At 71.7% G+C, this 19,763-nt stretch carries 14 protein-coding genes; 10 read left to right on the top strand and 4 right to left on the bottom strand.

Annotation, left to right across the window (positions count from 1 at the left end; genetic code table 11):
* The first annotated feature begins 131 nt into the window (after window positions 1-131).
* From ABZ887_RS48845 to uppS, 8 genes are all read left to right on the top strand, one after another.
* A complete protein-coding gene (locus tag ABZ887_RS48845; RefSeq protein WP_361305789.1) occupies window positions 132-761 on the top strand; it encodes a DUF6668 family protein in 630 nt (209 codons plus the stop codon).
* 101 nt (window positions 762-862) lie between these two features.
* Entirely contained in the window at window positions 863-1,195 is a 333-nt protein-coding gene (locus ABZ887_RS48840) for a hypothetical protein (RefSeq protein ID WP_361305787.1), read from the top strand.
* A gap of 147 nt (window positions 1,196-1,342) precedes the next feature.
* The gene (locus tag ABZ887_RS48835; RefSeq protein ID WP_361305785.1) at window positions 1,343-2,086 is read left to right on the top strand and encodes a hypothetical protein; all 744 of its coding nucleotides are present in this window, start codon (window positions 1,343-1,345) and stop codon (window positions 2,084-2,086) included.
* The gene (locus ABZ887_RS48830) at window positions 2,086-3,390 is read left to right on the top strand and encodes a hypothetical protein (protein WP_361305783.1); all 1,305 of its coding nucleotides are present in this window, start codon (window positions 2,086-2,088) and stop codon (window positions 3,388-3,390) included. The genes ABZ887_RS48835 and ABZ887_RS48830 overlap by 1 nt, the downstream gene beginning before the upstream one ends.
* Window positions 3,377-4,876: an SCO6880 family protein gene (locus ABZ887_RS48825; protein WP_361305781.1), complete on the top strand. Its 1,500-nt coding sequence runs from the start codon at window positions 3,377-3,379 to the stop codon at window positions 4,874-4,876. The genes ABZ887_RS48830 and ABZ887_RS48825 overlap by 14 nt, the downstream gene beginning before the upstream one ends.
* Window positions 4,877-4,929: 53 nt before the next feature.
* Window positions 4,930-6,390, top strand: a complete 1,461-nt coding sequence (locus ABZ887_RS48820; protein WP_361305779.1) for an ATP/GTP-binding protein — start codon at window positions 4,930-4,932, stop codon at window positions 6,388-6,390.
* 121 nt (window positions 6,391-6,511) lie between these two features.
* Complete coding sequence (locus ABZ887_RS48815; protein ID WP_361305777.1) at window positions 6,512-7,888, top strand: radical SAM protein; 1,377 nt, start codon at window positions 6,512-6,514, stop codon at window positions 7,886-7,888.
* A complete protein-coding gene (gene uppS, locus ABZ887_RS48810; protein WP_361305775.1) occupies window positions 7,885-8,595 on the top strand; it encodes a polyprenyl diphosphate synthase in 711 nt (236 codons plus the stop codon). The genes ABZ887_RS48815 and uppS overlap by 4 nt, the downstream gene beginning before the upstream one ends.
* 1,342 nt (window positions 8,596-9,937) lie before the next feature.
* Here uppS and ABZ887_RS48805 read toward each other — a convergent pair.
* The gene (locus ABZ887_RS48805) at window positions 9,938-12,874 is read right to left on the bottom strand and encodes a BTAD domain-containing putative transcriptional regulator (RefSeq protein WP_361305773.1); all 2,937 of its coding nucleotides are present in this window, start codon (window positions 12,872-12,874) and stop codon (window positions 9,938-9,940) included.
* 225 nt (window positions 12,875-13,099) lie between these two features.
* On the opposite strand from ABZ887_RS48805, the gene ABZ887_RS48800 reads away from it, so the two are divergent.
* On the top strand, window positions 13,100-13,657 hold the full coding sequence (locus ABZ887_RS48800) for a hypothetical protein (protein ID WP_361305771.1): 558 nt from the start codon (window positions 13,100-13,102) through the stop codon (window positions 13,655-13,657).
* A 440-nt stretch (window positions 13,658-14,097) separates the two neighbouring features.
* On the opposite strand, the gene ABZ887_RS48795 is transcribed toward ABZ887_RS48800, so the two are convergent.
* The 3 genes from ABZ887_RS48795 to ABZ887_RS48785 all read right to left on the bottom strand — a co-directional run bounded on the left by ABZ887_RS48795 (window position 14,098) and on the right by ABZ887_RS48785 (window position 18,178).
* Window positions 14,098-14,319, bottom strand: a complete 222-nt coding sequence (locus ABZ887_RS48795) for a hypothetical protein (RefSeq protein ID WP_361305769.1) — start codon at window positions 14,317-14,319, stop codon at window positions 14,098-14,100.
* A gap of 275 nt (window positions 14,320-14,594) precedes the next feature.
* Window positions 14,595-17,504: a BTAD domain-containing putative transcriptional regulator gene (locus tag ABZ887_RS48790; RefSeq protein ID WP_361305767.1), complete on the bottom strand. Its 2,910-nt coding sequence runs from the start codon at window positions 17,502-17,504 to the stop codon at window positions 14,595-14,597.
* Window positions 17,505-17,668: 164 nt separating this feature from the next.
* Window positions 17,669-18,178, bottom strand: a complete 510-nt coding sequence (locus ABZ887_RS48785; protein ID WP_361305765.1) for a DUF4913 domain-containing protein — start codon at window positions 18,176-18,178, stop codon at window positions 17,669-17,671.
* A gap of 487 nt (window positions 18,179-18,665) precedes the next feature.
* On the opposite strand from ABZ887_RS48785, the gene ABZ887_RS48780 reads away from it, so the two are divergent.
* The gene (locus tag ABZ887_RS48780) at window positions 18,666-19,667 is read left to right on the top strand and encodes a hypothetical protein (RefSeq protein WP_361305763.1); all 1,002 of its coding nucleotides are present in this window, start codon (window positions 18,666-18,668) and stop codon (window positions 19,665-19,667) included.
* Window positions 19,668-19,763: the final 96 nt, after the last annotated feature.

The following is a 19,763-nucleotide window of genomic DNA, read 5'->3' as shown; positions in this document are numbered from 1 at the left end:
GGTGTCCCACGCGGCAAAAAACGGCACAACTCACCCTATACACCGCATTCCTGAATAATGATTTGTTATTCCCATATGTCAACTCATGTGTACTATGGGCGCGTTGAGTCAGCAGTCGTGAGGAGAAGCCAGTGACAGCGGATGTGCCGGTCGTCAATCCCTGGCTGCCGCGCTCGCGTCCATCGGACGGCAGCAACGGGAAACCCCGACGATCGGTTCAGGACCCGTCGACGGAGCTGACCGGTCCGGCGGCACCCCAGGGCGCCGGAGTGCCGGACCCCGAGCACGGGCTGCCCTTCGCCCGACCGTGGCCCGCTCCCGGGCAGGCCTGGTGGTGGCTGGGCGCGCACGGCGGCTCGGGTGTCACCACACTGGAACAGGCCGTCCCCGGCGGCCGTGACGCGGGCGGCGCCTGGCCCGTGGGGGAGTGGGCCCAACCGGTCGTGCTCGTCGCCCGTTCCGGCGCGGACGGCATCGGGGCCGCCCAGGACGCCGCGCGGCAGTGGGCCTCCGGCAGGGTTCCCGGTGTCGACCTCCTCGGACTCGTCGTCGTCGCCGACGCCCCCGGACGCCGCCCCCGGATCCTGCGCGACCTGGTACGACTGGTCTCCGGAGCGGTGCCCAGGCTCTGGGAGATCCCCTGGGTGGAGCCCTGGCGGCTCGGCGAACCGCCCATGGCACACCTGCCCGACGCGTGCGTGCCGTTGGCGCGCGATCTGGCCAGGCTCACCGCCCGGCCCGCACTGCCCCGCGTTCCGTAGAACCGCCGGGGCCCGTGTCCCGTAGAGCCTCCTGAACCCGCGTCCCGTCGAGGACCGGTGACCCGTGTCCCGTGTCTCATGTCCCGTTGAGGGAGGAACGCTTGTCCAGCACCCTGGCGACCGCCCTGGCCGCCGCACCCCACCTGGGCGGTCTGGCGCCGCACTTCGCCGCCGCGCCCCCCGTCCCCAGTGGTGTGCCGGAAGTCGGCGGGGGAGAGGCCCCGCCCGGCGCCGAAGGCCTGCTGACCGTGCTGCGGTGGGTGGCGTGGACCGTCACCGCCCTGTGTGTCGCGGGCATCTTCGGCGTCGCCGCCCGGATGGCGGTCGACCACTCCCGGGGCGGTGGCCGTGAGCACGCCCGAGGTCTCGGCTTCGTGCTGGGCGCGTGTCTGCTCGTCGGCTCCGCCTCCGGCATCGTCAGCGCGCTGATCTGACCAGGCCCGTACGAGAGCGGTCAACCAGGCCGTACGAGAGCGGTCAACCAGGCCGTACCAGAGCGGTCAACCGGACCGTCCGAGAACGGTCATCGGCCGGTACGAGAACAGTCATCGGACCGTACGAGAGCGATCAGGGGAGTACCCATGACAGAGCCCGGCGACCGGGCGGCGGACGAGCCGCGCAGCCCGTGGCTGCGGACGGGCTTCGTCCTCGCCACCGCGTTCATCGGCTTCGTCGCCGTCATCGGGGCGGCCGTCGCCGTCAACTCCGACAGCGGGGAGCAGCAGGACGCCGCCCCGCGGGCCGAGGTGTCCACCGGCGGCCCGTCGGCGGTTCCGTCCGGCGCCGCCTCATGCCCCCGGCTGCCCGACAACCGGCAGGACGTGCCCGACTCCGCCCCGGCCGGAGTCACCTGGACCCTCTACCACTCCGTCGCCCTGCCCTCCTCCGGAGCGGCGGGACCGGCCGTGGTCGACTCGGACGTGGCGCGCTGCTACGCCCGTACCCCCGTCGGCGCCCTGCTCGCCGCCAGCCAGATCGGTGTCCGCTACCTGGCCGCCGACGACTGGCTGACCGTGACCCGCACCCAGACCGTCGGCCCGGGCCGCGACACCTACATCGCCGCCCGGACCGAGGCGGAGCGCACGGCGTCCCCGGACCAGGAGGACTCCGCCCACGGACAGATCGCCGGGTTCCGCTTCGTCACCTACGGCGGCACCACCGCGGTGATCCAGAGCGTGTGGCGGTTCCCGGACGGCCGCCTGCAGGCGGCCCTGACCACCGTGCTCTGGCGCGACGGCGACTGGCGGCTGGAGTACCCGGCCGACCCGCCGTCCCCCGCACCGGTCGACTCCCTCGCCGGCTTCACCGCGTGGGGAGGCGTCTGATGGCGGGCTGCGACTTCGGCTGGGTGTCCCCGACCGTCGGCGGCTACTGCGTGGGGGACGGCACCGGCACCACCGCGAAGGACCTCGGCGGCAGCGCCTTCGACGACATCGCCGAGAGCGCCGCGCAGGCGGCGAGCACGGCGGCCAAGGCGCTGGGCGGCGCCTGGATGAACCTGAGCAGTCCGGATCTGGGCGCCGACGGCGGCCCGGTGGCGTTCCTCAGAGGCTCCACCCTGTGGTTCACCGGCTTCACCGCCGTGCTGTGCCTGCTCGTGGCCGCCGGGAACCTCGCCTGGCAGCGCCGTGGCGAGCCCGCCCGGCAGGCCCTTCAGGGACTGCTCAACCTGGTGGTGGTCTCCGCGGCCGGGGTCGCGGTCGTCAACCTGCTGGCCACGGCCGGGGACAAGTTCAGTGTCTGGATCATCGACAGGTCCACCGGATGCCGGCAGATCAGTACGGTCGGAGAACCGGTGGCCGCCTGCGTCGCCGAGTTCGACGAACGCACCACCGCCCTGCTGGCGCTGGGCGGCACCGACTCGGCGTTCCTCGTCCTCCTCATGGCGATTCTGGTGACCGTCGGCAGCCTGGCCCAGATCGCCCTGATGATCGTGCGCATGGCCATGCTGGTGATCCTCACCGGCACACTGCCGCTCTCGGCCGCCGCCAGCGGCACGGCCGGCGGCCGGGTCTGGTTCCGCAGGACCGTGGGCTGGCTGTTCGCCTTCGTGCTCTACAAACCGGCCGCGGCCGTCGTGTACGCGGCGGCCTTCACGACGAGCGGCCGGACCGGGGACGACAAGGTCGTCTCGATGGTCTCGGGGGTCGTCCTGATCCTCCTCGCCTGTCTCACCCTGCCCGCGCTGCTCCGGTTCGCCGCCCCCGTCGTCCAGGCCGCGGTGTCCGGGACGGGCCGCACCGGCCGGGCGTCCACCACCGGAGCCGGGAGCTCGGCCGTGGTCACCGGCGCGTTGCCGGTGCCGCACCTGCGAGGCCTGGCCACCGGACGTTCGGTGTCCGGTGCCGCGCTGGCCGGGGCCGCCGTCGGCGCGGCCGGGGCCGGGGCCGGGGCCGCACAGGGAGCCACGGCCGGCCGGTCGGTCTCGGCCACGGCCGGCCGGTCGGCCTCGGTACCGGGCATCCGGCAGGTACGCGACACACCGGACCGTGAGCACCCGACGGTCGATGCCACCGCGACGGTCGATGCCACCGCGACGGCGCCCGAGGGCGGCCCGGAGGAAACGACTCCCGTGCCCGCCGGCCGGCTCACCGACGAACACCAGGAGCAGACCAGTGGCAGTCACTGAAGCACCCACCGCCCGCACCTACGGCAACTTCCGCAGGCCGCGCACCGTCGGCCTGCGCGGCCTGTCCCTCGGGGCGACCCTGCTGTTGTTCGGCGGGCTGATCGCCGTGGTCCTCACCACCCTGATCTCCCTGTGGGCCGCGCTCGGCCTGGCCCTCGCCCTGGCGGCGGGCGCGGCCCCGCTGGCGGTGCGGGACCGGCACGGCCGGACACTCATGCAGCGTGCCGCGGTCCGCCTGGCCTGGTGGCGCACCACGTCCGCGGGCGGTCACCTGTACCGCTCCGGACCGCTGAGCCGGACCGAGTACGGCTCGTGCAGGCTGCCCGGTCTGGCCGCCGATTCCGCCCTGACCGAGGCGCGGGACGGGTACGGGCGCCCGTTCGCGGTGATCACGATCCCGGCGGTCGGCCACCACACCGTCGTCATCGCCTGCGACGCGGACGGAGCCGCCCTCGTCGACCAGCGGCAGACCGACACCTGGGTGGCGCACTGGGGCCACTGGCTGTCCGCCCTGGGCTCCGAGCCGGACCTGGTGGCCGCGACCGTCACCGTGGAGACCGCCCCCGACCCCGGCGTGCGGCTCCGGCACGAGATCGACGCCAACACCCACCCCGACGCCCCCGACCTGGCCAGGGCGATGCTCCGACTTGCCGTGGCCGCCTATCCCGAGGGTTCGGCGCAGATCACCACCCGGATCGCGCTCACCTACTCCGGCGCGGCCCGCGCGGGAGCGCCCCGCCGCAGTGCCGAGGACATGGCCGTGCACATCGGCACCCGCCTGCCGGGGCTGACCGCGGGACTGTCGATGACCGGCGCCGGCACCGCCGTACCGATGACCGCGGCCGAACTCGCCGAGGCGGTACGGGTCGCCTACGACCCCTCGGTCGCGTCCCTCGTGGAGGAGGCACGGGCCGCCGGCGGCACCGGACTGACCTGGGACCAGGCCGGACCCATGGCCGCGCAGGAGACCTGGGACCACTACCGGCACGACGGGGCGGTCAGTGTCACCTGGGCCATGAGCGAGGCGCCCCAGGGAGAGGTGTTCTCCAACGTCCTGACCGGACTGGTGCAGCCCAACCGGGACATCGCCCGCAAGCGGGTCACCCTCCTGTACCGCCCGCACACCCGGGCCGAGAGCGCCAAGGTCGTCCAACAGGACTACAAGAACGCCCTGTTCAACGCCCAGCAGGCGCGGATCGGCCAGGCACGCGACGACGCGGAGGTGACGTCGGCCCGGCGCACCACGGAGGAACAGGCCCAGGGACACGGGGTGATCCGGTTCGGGCTGCTGATCACGGCGACCGTCAACTCCTCGGAAGAGATGGGCAGAGCGGTGGCGGCCGTGGACAACCTGTCCGCCGGCGCGCGCATCGCCGTGCGGCCGGTCTACGGCTCGCAGGCGGCGGCGTTCGCGGCGGCACTGCCGCTGGGGCTGGTGCTCCCCCTGCACACGGCGCTCCCGCAGACGGTGCGGGACGCGATGTAGGACGCGCGGACCCCACAGCAGGCCGACGACGTCCAGGACAGAGGAGTTCTTCGATGGCACAGAACACCAGGGAACGCCGCCCGCCCCGCCCCACGGCGCGGGGCTGGCAGGGCCGGGGCGGGGGCATGGTCGGCTACGTCGACCCCGCACCCGAGTGGCGCGGCACCTCCGTGCAGGTGTGCGGCCTGTGGCCGTTCGGAGCGGGTGCGGGCACCCCCATGGTGGGGGTGCCCCTCGGCCGCGATCTCGACTCGGGAGCGGTGGTGTGCTGTGATCCCGTGTCCTGGTTCACCCGCACGGGGCTGCTCGCCAACCCGTCGATGTTCGTCCTCGGCCGCCCCGGCCTGGGCAAGTCGACGATCGTACGGCGCATGGCGCTCGGCCTCGCCGGCTACGGCGTCCATCCGCTGGTCTTCGGCGACCTCAAGCCCGACTACGTGGACCTGATCAGGGCGATCGGCGGCCAGGTCATCAGCCTGGGCCGGGGCCGCGGCAACCTCAACGTGCTCGATCCGGGCCGATCGGTCGAGGCGGCGGCCCGGCTCACCGGTGACGCCCGCGGCAGGCTCCTCGCCGACATCCACGGCCGCCGCCTGCACATGGTGTCCGCGCTGGTGACGATCCTGCGCTCGGCGCCGCCCACGGACCGGGAGGAGACGATCCTCTCCGCGGCGCTCCACGTCCTCGACGACCGGCACGGACCGGGCCGGGTACCCGTGCTCGGCGATCTCGTCCAGGTCATCAAGGAGGCGCCGGAAGCGGTCCGTTCGGTGGCTCTCGACCGGGGCGACATCGGCCGCTACCGGGACATCACCGAGGACCTGGAGGCCTCGCTCACCGGACTGCTCGGCGACGGCCGGCTGGGCGGCACCTTCGCCCGGCCCACCTCCGAGGCCATGCGACTCGACCGGCCGGTCTGCTTCGACGTCAGCGGCATCGACGACAGCGAGAAACTCCTCCAGGCGGCCGCCCTGCTGTCCTGCTGGTCCTACGGCTTCGGCGCGGTCTCCGCGGCCCACGCGCTCGCGGACGCCGGACTGGAGCCGCGGCGCAACTACTTCCTCGTCATGGACGAACTCTGGCGGGTCCTCCAGGCGGGCCGCGGCCTGGTCGACCGCGTCAACGCCCTCACCCGGCTGGACCGGCAGCGCGGAGTCGGCCTGGCCATGGTCACCCACTCCCTCGACGACCTGCTCGCCCTGCCCACCGAGGAGGACCGCACCAAGGCCAAGGGCTTCGTCGAACGCGCCGGCATGGTGATCTGCGCGGGGCTGCCCCCGGCGGAGATGCCGCAACTGGCCCAGGTCGTGGGGCTGACGGAGACGGAGAAGCGCCTCCTCGTCGACTGGTCCACGCCGTCGGCGTGGGACGCGGCGGGGGGCCGCCGCACCGACCCACCCGGCCTCGGCAACTTCCTGATCAAGGTGGGCAGCCGCCCCGGCATCCCGCTGCACGTGGACCTCACGGCGGCGGAACTGGACGTCAACGACACCAACAAGAGGTGGAACAGGTAGGCGTCGGCGAGCCGGCCGGAAAGGGAGCCGTGCCGGCATCGACGTGTCGCCATCCCGTGGCCCCCTCCTCCTTCCGTACCTGCGAGGTGCTGTCATGCCTGATACAACCGCTATACCTGTTATGTCCGTATCCGGATCGCTCTCGCCCCCCCAGCCTCCCCGCCACGATGTGTTCCTGGGGCAGGAGTGGCGTCACCGCTACGACCGGATCCGTATCACGCGCGGGAGCGACGGGCAGGCCCTGGAACTGCCGTGTTCGTCCGCATTGACATCGCTGGTCGACTTCAATCCGCGGTGGTGGGTCGACCAGATCACGCGAACCAAGGGCTCATCGCTGTTCTTCGTCTTCATGGACAGCAGCAACGCCTGCACCGATGCGTGTCCGTCGTGCTGGACCATGAACAAGCGCAGGCTTGAGGGCTTCGGCGTCCGCATGGACAAGGACGTCGCGCTCAAGCGGCTGGGCGAACTCAAACAGCGCTATCCCGACACCTTTCAGCAGATCATGCTCTGCGGCAGTGGTGAGGGGATCATGCCCGGTGTGGAGCGCCTCATCGACGGCGTGCGCGACCTGGGCCTCGCCGTCCACACCTACACCGCGGGCAAGCACCTGGGCCGCAGGACCATCCGCGAGTCGCTGCTCCGCGCCGCCACCCAGATCCGCGTCAGTGTCGATGCCGTCGACGAGGACACCTACAAGATCACACATGCTGTCGGCGGGTTCGCCGAGCGCATGGACAACCTGCGCAGGGTCGTCCAGGAACGCGAGGCCACCGGCAGCCGGGCCCTGATCGGGATGAGCATGGTCATCCAGGAAGCCAACCACGACCAGATCGTGCCCTTCGCCGCACTGGCCCGCGCGACCGGATGCGACTTCGCCGCCATCCACCAGGAGAGCTACGGCACGGTCAACGGCCGGTTCACCGACACCCAGGCCCGCGCCATCATGGCGGACCTGCAACAGGTGGAGACCATGGCCGACGAGACCTTCTCGCTCAACCTCCCGCAGCACGCCCGGCGGCACACGGTCTTCGTCCGCAGGGCCGGTGAGATGGCGAGCGTCGAGCTGATGGACCGCTGCCGCACCAGCCGGCAGCGCCCCTCGTTCGGCTCGGACACCACGTACGCCGCGTGCTCGGTCGCAGGCGGCCACGCCGACTACAAGCGGAACTCCGCGGTGGGCAGCCTCCGCGACGACACCACCCTGGACACCCTGCACACGGTGATCGACAAGGGCGTCGGTACGGCGCTCGGCCGCCCCTCGAAGTTGAACTGCGCGGCCTGCGAGCTGAACCCGTTCAACGACTTCGTCGACAACGTCCTCGGCCACCTGTCCGACGAAACCGACTGGGACGTCGAACTCCTGCCCTACGCGCCCAGGCCCGCCGACGGCTACAGCCTCGTACTGGGCAGCGCCCGCCCGGGCGACGCTCTGGCAGCCGGCCTCGACGGCCGGACCGAACACCGCATCCAGCTCCCCGTCGTGAGCGTACGGTGACCTCCCCCGCCCGGCCCCTGCGTCACCTTGCCGCGGTCCTGGACGGCAACCGCCGCTGGGCCGCCGAACACGGGCTGTCACCCGAGGACGGCTACCGTGCCGGGGCCGACAAAGTGGTGGAGTTCCTCCCCTGGTGCACCGACGCCGGTGTAGAGGTCATCACTCTCATGGCGGCCTCGGCCGACAACCTGGTCCACCGGGACCCGCCTGTTCTGGGCGGCGTCCTCGACACCGTCGTCACCACCCTGGGCAAACTCGCCGCGACCGGCCACTACCGGCTGCGGCCCATGGGCCGCCTCTCCCGCCTCGGCCCCGACATCGAACACGCCCTGCACGAGGTACGCGAACGCACCGCCCAGGTGACCGGAACCACCGTCAACATCGCCATCGGCTACGGCGGCAGAGAGGAGATCACCGACGCCGTACGGTCCCTGCTCACCACCCACCAGGCCCACGGCACCCTTCACTCACTGGCCCGAACGCTGACACCCCAGGACATCGCCGCCCGGCTCTACACCGCCGGCCAGCCCGACCCCGACCTCGTCATCCGCACATCGGGAGAACAACGCCTGTCAACCCTCATGCCCTGGCAGTCCGTCTACTCCGAACTGTGCTTCCTCCCCGTCCACTGGCCGGACCTCACCCACCACGACTTCCGCAACGCCCTGACCGCCTACCACCACCGACACCGCCGCTTCGGGGCATGACCACAAGCGCCGGCGGCACACTGCTCTGCCCGGCGAGGCCCAAGCCGTCCAGGTCAAGGCGCCGCACTGACCGAATGAGCGGCAGGACCGCCGTCAAGGCCGTCCACGCGGTCACCGACCTCACCGCCGGACAGGCCACTCCGACCGAACTCGCGGCTGATGTGCGACCCCTGGAACGTGGCGGTCCCGCAGGCGGTCCCGCACCATCGCGACACCACGTTCCCCGAGAACGCCTCCCCGCCGGGTCCGGCACCGCCGCCGTCACCGGACCCGGTCCCCGTCCCGGAGGCACCCGTGTCATTTCCCGCGTCGCACCTGACCGTTCCGCGGCGAAGACGGCGGCCGCGGAGCGGGCGGCTGGGAGGAGTGCCGCTGGACAAGGACAAGAGGGAGGAGCGGAGAGGCGTTAGGGCGGAGCGGAAGGGCGTTGACGACGACTTCCGCCGACGGCAGAACTCGGTTCTCCGGTGTCGGGCCGGCCTCCGTACCGGCCGCAGTGCGGGCGGCGTTGGCGGCCTGTTCTTTCGGCAGGAGTTCTCCCATACTCTGCAGGTGCCTCGCCAAACCCTCCAAGTTCACCTCAACACCCTCCAACTTCAGCTCAATTTGTGCAGTCGGCGGCTGCGGAGCGGGCGGCTGGGAGGAGCTTTGCCGGACAGGACGAGAGGGGAGGAGCGGAGAGGAACGGAGCACGTCGCTTGCTCGCGGGAGAACCCGGTTCTCCGGCGGCCGGGTTGTCAGGCCGCTCTCCCGACCGGCCGCGGTGCGGGCGGCGTTGGCGGCCTGTTCTTTCGGCAGGAGTTCTCCCATACTCTGCAGGTGCCTCGCCAAACCCTCCAAGTTCACCTCAAAAGCGTTCAACTTCAGCTCAAATGACCACTCGGCAATCCGTGAGTCTGCGTACGGGTGGCGTCCCCTCGGGCCGGCGGGCTGGCCGTCGTGGGCCGGTGCCACGGCCGGGAGTCTTCGGTCCACCGGCTCGGAAGTCTGGGCGCCCGCCGGGCCTGCCATGTTCGCCGGACCAGGCCTGTCGGTGTCTGTCGCGGTCCGCTCCGGAGTCGTGGTGCTCGACCGCTTCTGGGCCTGAAGCTCTTGGCTGCGAGCCCTTTTCGCAGCCTCAAGTGCCCTCTCCATGTCAGCCAGGTGCGACGCCGCGGCCGCGGGCCCGGGGTTGGGCCACTCGGTGCTGGTCCCGAGGACCGGGGAATCCGGGCGCTCGACCCACTTTTTCCTCTCATTTCCCGATGGCATGTGCCTTGCTCCTCCCCACGCTTCCTGATGACGGGGACCCCTGCCTTTCATCCCGTCGGCAGGGCACAACGGGGCGGTGGGGGGAGCCGGTTCAGTCCTCCGGGCAGGGCCGGGTACCGGCCGGGTTTCCGGTGGGCAGGGGGCTGTCGAGCGCCCGGAGTCTGGCGCGGAGCGTTTCCGCTTCGGGGTGGTCGAACTCCTCGACCTCCTCCAGCAGCGTCAGCGCCTGTTGCCAGCAGGAGCGGGCCGCGTCCCGGTCGCCGACGGCCAGGTGGAGGTCGCCGAGGTTGCGCAGGGTCTCGCACTGCCGGCCCCGGTTGCTGGCACCGCGATGCCGTTCCAGCGCCTGGTGGTAGTTCTCGAACGCCTCGTCGTGGCGGCGCAGCCGGAAGTACACCGTGCCGAGGATGTCGAGTGCGACACCTTCGATCCAGTGGTCGCCGAGCGCGTGTACGACGCTCAGCGCCTCCTTCAGACAGTCGATGGCCTGGTCGAACAGGCCGAGCCGCTGATAGGCGTCGCCCAGGTTGGCCAGGACGAGGGCCTTCGCCCACGGGGCGTCGGCGACCCGGATGCGGGCCAGCGCCCGGCGGAGGTACTCCACGGACTTCCGCAACTGGCCCGCCTCCAGATAGACGGTGCCCAGGTTGGACAGGCCCATGGCCGTGTTGTAGGAGTTGCCGAGCATCCGGTTCAGCTCGATCGTCCGCCGGAAGTGGGTGATGGACTGTTCGAGCCGGCGCATCGTCATCAGAGCGCCGGCGAGATGGTTGTGGGCCGTTGCCTGGCCAGGGAGGTCACCGGCCGCGGTCGCGGCGGCCAGCGCGACCTGGTTGGTGCTGTACCAGTCGTGCGCGTGGAGCCGACGGTGGAAGAACGTCCACAGGGTTGCGGACAGCCGCCAGGCGATACCCGGGTGTCCCGTCGCGGCGGCCAGATGCACCGCGGCGACGAGGTTGGCGCGTTCGGTCTCGCACCAGTGCAGTGCCTGTTCCGGGGTGGTGAATTCCAGCGGCCCGCAGTCCGGCGGAAGCGGATCGAGGGGGACGCGGGCGCTGTGCGGGCTGAGGAGGATGTCGGCGGCATTGGCGGTGTGGAGGTACCAGGTCAGCATCCGCTCGACGGCCCGGTCGCGCTCCTCAGGGGCGCCGTCGGTACGAGCCTGCTCGGCGGCGAAGACCCGCAGCAGGTCGTGCAGGGAGTAGCGGCCGGGCCGGTACTCGGTGAGGAGGTGGGCGCTGGTGAGCTGGATGAGCAGGGGGCGGACCTGTCGCGGCGGGAGGCCGGCGAGTGCCGCTGCGGCAGGTGTGGAGACGTCCTGGCCGGAGTGCAGGCCCAGCAGCCGGAACAGCCGCGCCGCCGGGGCCGAAAGGGCCTCGTACGACCAGGAGAACGCGGCCTGTACGTCGGCGCTCAGGTCACCACCGGTGAAGGCGTCCAGGTTGCTGCGGCTGTCGGCGAGTTCGCCGGCGATGGCGGCGAGGGCGAAGTGCGGGTTGGTGGTGGCGCGGGCGGCGACGACGGCCAGGGCCAGCGGCAGGCGGGCACAGCGCTCGATGATGTCGTCCACCGCCTTCGGTTCGGCCGTGACACGGGCGGTGCCGAGTCGGCGGTGCAGGAAGTCGAGGGCTTCGCCCGGTGCCAGCGGGTGGAGGGTGAGGGGACGGGCGCCGTCGTTGGCGATGAGGCCGGTCAGACGGTTGCGGCTGGTGACGATGACGAGGCAGCCGGGGGCGCCGGGCAGCAGGGGCCGGACCTGCTCGGTGTCCCGGGCGTTGTCCAGCAGGACCAGCACCCGTCGTTCGGCCAGGAGGCTGCGGTAGAGAGCGGCCTGGGCGTCGAGACCCGTGGTGGGGATGCGTTCCGGGGGGACACCGAGGGCGTCGAGAAAGGTACGAAGGGCTTCCTCGGACGGGACGACGGACCCCGTGGAGTCGAAGCCGCGGAGGTTGACGTAGAGCTGGCCGTCGGGGTACCGGTGGGCGATCTCGTGGGCCCAGTGCACGGCGAGGGCCGTCTTGCCGATGCCGGCCATCCCGCCGATCGCGCTGATCACGACGGCGGCGGGTGGTGCCGCCCCGCCGGGCAGCAGGGCGCGGACCTCCTCCAGTTCCTGATGCCTACCCGTGAAGGTCCGCAGGTCCGCGGGGAGTTGGGCCGGCCGGATCGCGTTGGCGGACGGCTTGGCGGACGGCGTGGGGCGCGCCGGTTCGGCGGGGCCGGGCCGCGCGATGGGCGGGACGAGGTCGAGCGAGGGGTCCCCGGTCAGGATGCGGTCGTGCAGATCCCGCAGGGCGGCCCCGGGTTCGATGCCGAGCTCGCGCACGAGAACACCCCGGCTCCTGCGGTAGGCCGCCAGGGCATCGGCCTGCCGGCCGGAGCGGTACAGGGCCAGCATGAGCAGCCGCCACAGCTCTTCCCGCAACGAGTGTTCGCCGGTCAGTCCGTCCAGCTCGCCGATGAGGTCGGCGTGCCTGCCCAGCTGAAGGTCGGTATCCAGGCGGAACTCCAGTACGCCCAGGTGTTGTTCGGCCAGCCGGGCCCGCTCGGCCGCGGCCAGCGGGCCCGGCAGCCCCGCCAGCGGGGTCCCCTGCCACAGGCCCAGGGCGGAGTGCAGCAGGTCGCCGGCCACCGCCGTCTCGCCGGCGGCCCGGAGTCGTCGCGCCTCGGCCACCTGGTGTTCGAACCGGTGCAGATCCAGGGCGTGTTCGGACACCCGGGCCTGATAGCCGTCCGCCGCCGAGACGATCAGCCGTGGGCCCGCGCCCGCTTCCCGCTCCGGCTCCAGCACCTTCCGCAGCCGTGACACGTAGGTGCGCAGGACCGACACGGCCGCCGCCGGGCGCTCCTTGCCCCAGACTGCGTGGACGAGTTCACCGACGGTGACCTGCTGCCCCCGGCGCAGCAGCAAGGCCGCCAGTACGGCCCGCTGCTGCGGCGATCCCAGATCCACCTCGCGCTCGCCGAACCAGGCCAGCACCGGTCCCAGCACGGCGAAGCGCACGTTCTCCGCGGAAGTCTTGCTCATCTCCCGCACTTTCACCGAGTGCGCGGCTCGCCGCCGGAATAGCCGCCGATCGTGCCCGGACAGCCACGAGGCAGGTCCCCGAGGCCCCGCTCCAGGTGTCCGGGAGGGCATCGCGGGGTTCGCGGCCACGGACCTCCCGGCCGATCGGCCTGAACCGAACTCCGACGCCACCCGTTGAGGTCTGGCGTCGGTGCGATGTCCACGAACATGACGGGAGGGCCATACGTGCCCAACAATGAGAACTCCGCGAGTACGAGCGGAACGGACGGGGCAGACGACCCGTTGGCGCGGCTCCGCGCGGCGGAGGCTGCCAGGCATCTCAACGGGGTCCCGTACGTCACGGAGGCAACCGTCCGAGCTGAGTGGGAGCGGATCCACCGGTTGAACACGCCGCACCCGCCCATGACGCCGGAGCGGTGGGCGCAGATCTTGGAGGAGGACAAGACGGCGGCCGAGGCGGCGGCCAAGGCGGCGGCGGCCGAGGCGGCGGCGGCCGAGGCGGCGGCACAGGAGCGGAAGGCCCAGCGGGAGGGGCCGGGAGGTTGGATGGCGACGATGATGTCGGCTCCGGACGCCCTAGCGGACCAGTCCGCTATGGCGACGATGATGTCGGCTCCGGACGCCCTAGTGGACCAGTCCGCCCAGTCCGCCAGGGCGGAACTGCTGAGCAATCAGCCCCCGCCCGGCTCCGGGCAGCAGTCGCAGCCCGCCCCGCCCCCGGCTTCCGCTGCCCCGCTCCACCCGCAGCCGTCGGCGGGACAGGGACGCATCGCTCGTCGTTGACGACGGGCGGGAATCGTGCGGCGGGTTCGGAGGGGGCCGCACGGACGACACCGTCGCGCCTCATGCGCGCAGCCGTTCTCCAACGGCGACGAACCGTACGAGGAACCCGTCCCCCAGCGGGAGCCGACCTTCCTCGCCCTCAGTTTGGCGGGAGCCTTGGCAGGCGGAGTGGCGGAGTGGCGGAGGCCCGCGGCGCGGTCGCGGGACCGCGAGGAACGTGAGGGCGCCGGGTGCTCTTGACCGGTCGTCGGCCGGCCGTCGTACCGGATCGCTGATGATCCGGTACGACGGCCGGCTTCGTCGATGAGCGGGCGGACCGTTCGGCTGCCTCGCCGGGACCGGCACGGTACCCGCTCGGCTACGAATCACCCGGCGTGGACCGCCACCGGCCGCTGAACGGGCACTGCCCCGGACCGGACATCACCGGGGCGGCCTGCCGTTCATGCCGTTACCGCGCCACCCCGGATCCGTCCGCTGGCGAGGATCTGCAGGTCCGCGGCCGCGCCGCCGTTGTCCGTGTCCGACACGGCCGCCCCACCCGGCCGGATGCGGTCCGCCTGCCGGATGCGGTCGGCCGCGGTCGAGGAACCCGTCGCGGCGAGGAGCAGGGCGGTCGCCGCGAGAACCGTGGTGAGTGCGACAGCAGTTTTCCTGACGAACATTTTCATCACCTCATGTGTGCGTGCGTGAAGGGGGCTGATACCTCTGTGCCCAGGTCGTGCCTGAGCGCGCCGCCGGTGACGGCGGGCGCACCCGGGACCGGACACCCCTCACTACGGCGTTCGGGGCTCTCGGGTTCTTTCCCGGCACCTCTCGACCGCGTCTTGCGGTGTCCCCAAAACAGGGACACCGCCTCATGCCGCGTACCCGGCCGGTCTCCGGCGAGAAGGGCAGCGGCGCGGCCCGGCATCTGTCACGGACGGGTGGCGGGCGCGGTTCACGGCTGCGACGGGTGACCGGACGGTACGCTCCCCGCACGGTCGCCCAACTCGCGAAGCTTCGCGCGAATCGTTTCCGCATCGGCGCCCAACTCATCGGACTCCTCCTGGATCGTCAACGCTTGTCGCCAGCTGACGCGGGCGGCGTCGGCGTCACCGGCGGTCCGTTGCGCATCGCCGAGGTGGACGAGGGTCAGGCCTTCCGCCCACCGGTTGCCCACCTCCTGATGGGCCGTCAGCGCCTGGTGATAGCTCTGGATCGCGTCGTCGTGGCGGTGGAGTCCCGCGGCGACGGTGCCTCGTAGATCGAGAACGAGGCCTTCGAGCCATCGGTCGTCGATCGTACGCAGGACGGCCAGGGCCTGCTCCAGGCTGTCGACGGCTTCGTCGAGCCGGCCGAGCTGCTGGTAGGCCTCGCCCAGGTTGAGGGCCGCGATCGTCTCGCCCCAGGCGTTCCCGTCGATCCGGTGCAGGGCCAGGCCCCGGCGGCTGTAGTCGACCGCCTTGGGGAGTTGGCCGGTGAACAGATAGATATTGCCCAGGTTGGTCGCCGCCATGGCCCTGTTGTACATGTCCCCGGTCCTCCGGCACATGGCCGCCGCCTGCTTGAGGTGGACGACGGCCTCGTCGGTGCGCCGCATCTGTCCCAGAGCGGCGGCGCCGTGGACGAGACACTGCACCTCGCCCGCGTGGTCGTGGATGCCGCGAGCGGCGGCCAGGCCGGTGCTGGTGCACTCGTGCCAGTCGTGGAGGTGACCGCGGAGGTAGAAGAAGCCCCACAGGGCGGCGGGCAGACGCCAGGCGATGCCGGGGTGTCCGGCCGCGGCGGCATGGCGGACCGCGGCGACCAGGTTGCCGCGCTCGGTCTCGCACCAGTCCAGGGCCTGATCGCGGGCGGTGAACGCCAGGGGGCGGCAGTCGGGGGGCAGGGGTTCGAGGGCGACCCGTCGGCGATGCGGGGTGAGGTGCGGACCGGTGGCGTCGGCGGTGTGCAGGTACCAGGCGAGGAGCCGGTGGACGGCGTGGTCGCGTTCGCGTGGTGTCAGATCGGAGTGGGCTCCCTCGGCGGCGAAGGCGCGGAGGAGTTCGTGGAGGGTGTAGCGGCCGGGCAGGTGTTCGGTCAGGAGGTGCGCGCGGGTGAGTTCGCCGAGCACGGCGTGAGCCTCCCGCGCGGGGAGCCCGGCGAGAGCGGCGGCGGCGGGCGTGGAGATGTCCGGGCCCGTGTGCAGGCCCAGGAGATGGAACAGGCGCGCGGCCGGGCCGGACAGCGCGTCGTAGGACCAGGAGAAGACGGCACGGATGTCGGTGGTGATGTCGCCACCGCTGAATGCGTCAAGGCTGTCGATGCTGTCGCGGAGTTCACCGGCGATGGCCGCGAGCGAGAACTGGGGGTGGGTGGCGGCGCGGGCCGCGACGATGGCCAGGGCCAGCGGCAGCCGTGAGCAGCGCTCGATGATCTCGTCACTCGCTTGCGGTTCGGCGGTCAGCCGCTGTACGCCTATCCGGCGGGCCAGGAAGTCGTGGGCCTCGTCCGGCTCCATGAGGTTCAGGCTCAGCGCGTGTGCCCCTTCGCCGACGACCAGACCGTTGAGGCGGTTGCGGCTGGTGACGATCACCAGAGAACCGGGGGTGCCGGGCAGTAGGGGACGGATCTGGTCGGTGTCGCGGGCGTTGTCGAGGAGGATCAGCATCCTGCGCTCGGCCAGCAGGCTGCGGTAGAGGGCGGCCTGTGCGTCCAGGCCGGCGGGGATGCGCTCGGGACGAACCCCGAAGGCGTCGAGGAAGACGCGGATGGCCTCCTGCGGGGCCACGACGGTTCCGTTGGGGTCGAAGCCGCGCAGGTTGATGTAGAGCTGGCCGTCGGGGAAACGGTGCGCGACCTCATGGGCCCAGTGCACGGCGAGGGTGGTCTTGCCGATGCCGGCCATCCCGCCGATCGCGCAGATCACCACGGAGTCCGGAGACGTACCCCCGTGGGGCAGCAGGGCCCGTATCCGCTCCAGATCGTGCGAGCGGCCGGCGAAGGTGGCCAGGTCCGTCGGCAGTTGGGCGGGCCGGGCCGCGGCGGACCCGCGAGGTGCGACGCGGGAGCCTGCCTCGTCGGGGCCGGCTCCCGGCGCGGTCGGCGGCGTCGGCATGGACCGACCGCTCGGCGGAACGAGATCCAACGACGGGTCGGCGGCGAGGATGCGGTTGTGCAGGTCGCGCGAGGGTGCGCCGGGTTCGATGCCGAGTTCCGTCACCAGGGTGCGTCGGCTGCCACGGTAGACCGCCAGCGCGTCGGCCTGCCGACCGGACCGGTACAAGGCCAGCATGAGCAGGTGCCACAGCCGCTCCCGTAGCGGGTGCTCCCTGCTCAGCGAGGTCAGCTCACCGATCACGTCGGCGTGCCGCCCGAGACGGAGGTCGATGTCCAGACGCGCTTCCAGGGCGCTCAGCCGTTCCTCGGTCAGCCTGGCCCGCTCGGTCAGGGCGAACGGGCCGGGAAGCCCGGCCAGAGGCGCGCCCGCCCAGAGGCCGAGCGCGGCATGCATCAGCTGTCCCGCCGTGGCCACCTCGCCGGCGGCGAGGAGCCGCTTCGCCTCGCCCGCTCTCTCCGTGAACACGTCGCGGTCCAGGGCGTCTCGGGGAACGCGGACCAGGTATCCGTCGTTCGCAGAGAGGAGCACCTGTGGGGATCCGCCCTTGTCACGTCCGGTCTCCAGCACCTTGCGCAGCCGTGAGACGTAGGTGCGTACGACCGACGCCGCCGCGTTCGGCGGCTGCTCTCCCCAGACCGCGTCGACGAGTTCGCCCATGGTGATCGGACGTGGGTGGCGCAGCAACAGCGCGGCCAGTACCACCCGTTGTTGCCTTGAACCGAGGTCGAGTTCCTGCTCGCCGTGCCACGCCCGGACCGGTCCAAGCACCGTGAACCGAGCGGATGGTGCCTGTGTTGTGCTCACCTCTCAGAGCATCTCCGAAACGGCGCCATGGTGCCGAACAAGCGGCGGAATGTGCCCTTCCGGTCTTTCGGTCTGCCTCCTGGGGCACTTCACGGCTCGGCGGTGATCACAGTATGCGTGCGCCGGGTTCAGGCCGAGGTGGGTGGAGGGCCGAACGGGTCGACCATGTCCACCTTGGGGGGCTCCTTCCGACGGTGGGCGCCGGGTTTGCAGCCCGCGAAGGGTCCTGAGGGATCACGCAGGGCGTTCATCACATGGTTCAGGTAGTCGCGGTGCCAGTTGGCGGGGCCGCACATACCGGAGCCCGGACCGGTCAGTTCCCCCCAGGCCAGCCACAGGCCGTGGAGCTGGGCGACCGCCTCCGGGTGCTCCCACCAGCGCGCGCACCAAGGGGCCGTGGAGGTGACCTCCCTCCCGTAGACCGGAAGCAGCACATGGTGGGTCCACAGCGTCAACTGACGTAGTGTCCGGGCGTATTCGGCCCCTTCGAGGTAGAGGATGAACAGCGGCCGGTCGGAGTCTTTCTTGGCGGGGTCCGTGCCTCCCGCTTCGGTGGTGGTGGATGTGTCGCCGGACGTCTCAGCCCGAGGGGGACCGCCCGGCTCGGCTGCGGAGACCTCGGGGCTCTGGACTGACATGGTCGTCCTGCTCTCTCTTGCGGTGGCTTTGCCTTCGGCTGCGCCTGACGCAGGGAGGAAACGTCGACGCGCCGGTTGCGGTTCACCCTGTGCCGTTCGCGTTCCGGGCCGTGGCCGGGATTCGGCGGCCGGAGTGCGTGCGGTCCATGGCGGGCGGCCCTCGGGAGAAGAGCGTCGGCGCGGGCGGGAGCGGGAAGCCGCTCGGTCGCGTCCCGCGAGGTGGCGCACGCGGTCATGCGGCTTCGCCTTCCGGTGCCCGGCTCGCGATTGCTCCCCTTCGGCGCCGCACGCGAAGTGCCCCGGTCAGATGCGGGAGTGCCTCAGCTGGTCGATCCACCCGGTGTGGTAACCGAGTTCCGTTCCGTTGATCGGCTGTACCACCCGGCGGTCACTCGACGGTCATTCGACGGGACGCGATCAACGGCCACCGGACTGAACCGCGGGGAAACCCGTGCCGTTGTGCCTCTTCGAGACAAGGAGGCCGAAAATGTCACGGACGTGCACGGGAGGCCCGCGCGGTGGCCACGGCATCAGCGACATCAGTCGTCCGGGGAGGCTCGCGCACCGGAACACCATGGGTGCGCCGGACACTCCGTCGAGCACCACACCGGCTTCGCCGGCCCTGTCCGCATTCGACGCGGCGACGCCGACGGGCACGACACCGGACGAGGTGGTCGACGACCTGACTCCGCCGACGACGGCGGCGAGTTCGCCCGACTCCACCGAAGCGGACGGCGAGTCGGCACCGGAGACCGCTGCCCGCCCCGGCGGGGGAGGTCTGTACAACCTGGTCACGGCCGCCCACAAGGCGGCCTCGGCACTGTACGGACGGGCATGGACGTACGCCGACGAGTGCGTGACCGTCGGTGTGACGGTGGTTCCGAGTCTGCTCCAGGCGGCCGGAGCCGCGACCGGCAATGACACGGTCGCCAAGATCGCCGGGGTGGCCGCCGCGGGGCCAGGGGCACAGCAAGCGGTGACAGCGGCCTACAACGCCGCGCGTATCCGGCTCCGTCCGGCGTTCCCGCATGCCGCGCCCAACCTGCCCCAAGGGGCGGCCGGTCTCTGCGCGGTGGTGTTCAACACGGCTCTTCCCTTTGCCACGGACCGAACGGTGAAGTTCGCCCTCACCGTTTCGGCGACGTTCGCCGCGGCCGCGGGGACCATCGCCGGCGGTCACCCCCCGGACGCTTACGCGGGACCACTCGTGCCGCCCACGCACAGTGCGGACGGGACCCCCGGGAGTGGACTCGCGGTCGCATCGGGTCAGGGAGACACCGGCGCCGTCGCACTCCGGTCGCTCCCCTCGGACGAGGACCCGGCGCGGCCGCTTCCCTCTCCACTGCACGGGACGAACGCGGCCGGCTTTCTGCCGGTGGTCCCGCGGAGCGTGCCGATTCCCACCGAGCCCCCGTCAGCGGTCTCACCGGCGGATCCAAGGCCGGGATCACCCCTCGTGCCACTCAGCGGTGCGTCGACGCACCGCTGAGGCCGACCACGCCCCGGGCGACCTGAACAAGGTCTTCTTCACCACCGGCGGCGGCGAGGCCGTCGAGACCGCCTGGAAGCTCGCCAAGCAGTACTT

It is taken from the genome of Streptomyces sp. NPDC047061 (assembly GCF_040643955.1).
GTDB lineage: Bacteria > Actinomycetota > Actinomycetes > Streptomycetales > Streptomycetaceae > Streptomyces.
Note: the sequence above shows the minus strand (reverse complement) of the source record. Positions and strands in the feature narration are given on the sequence as shown.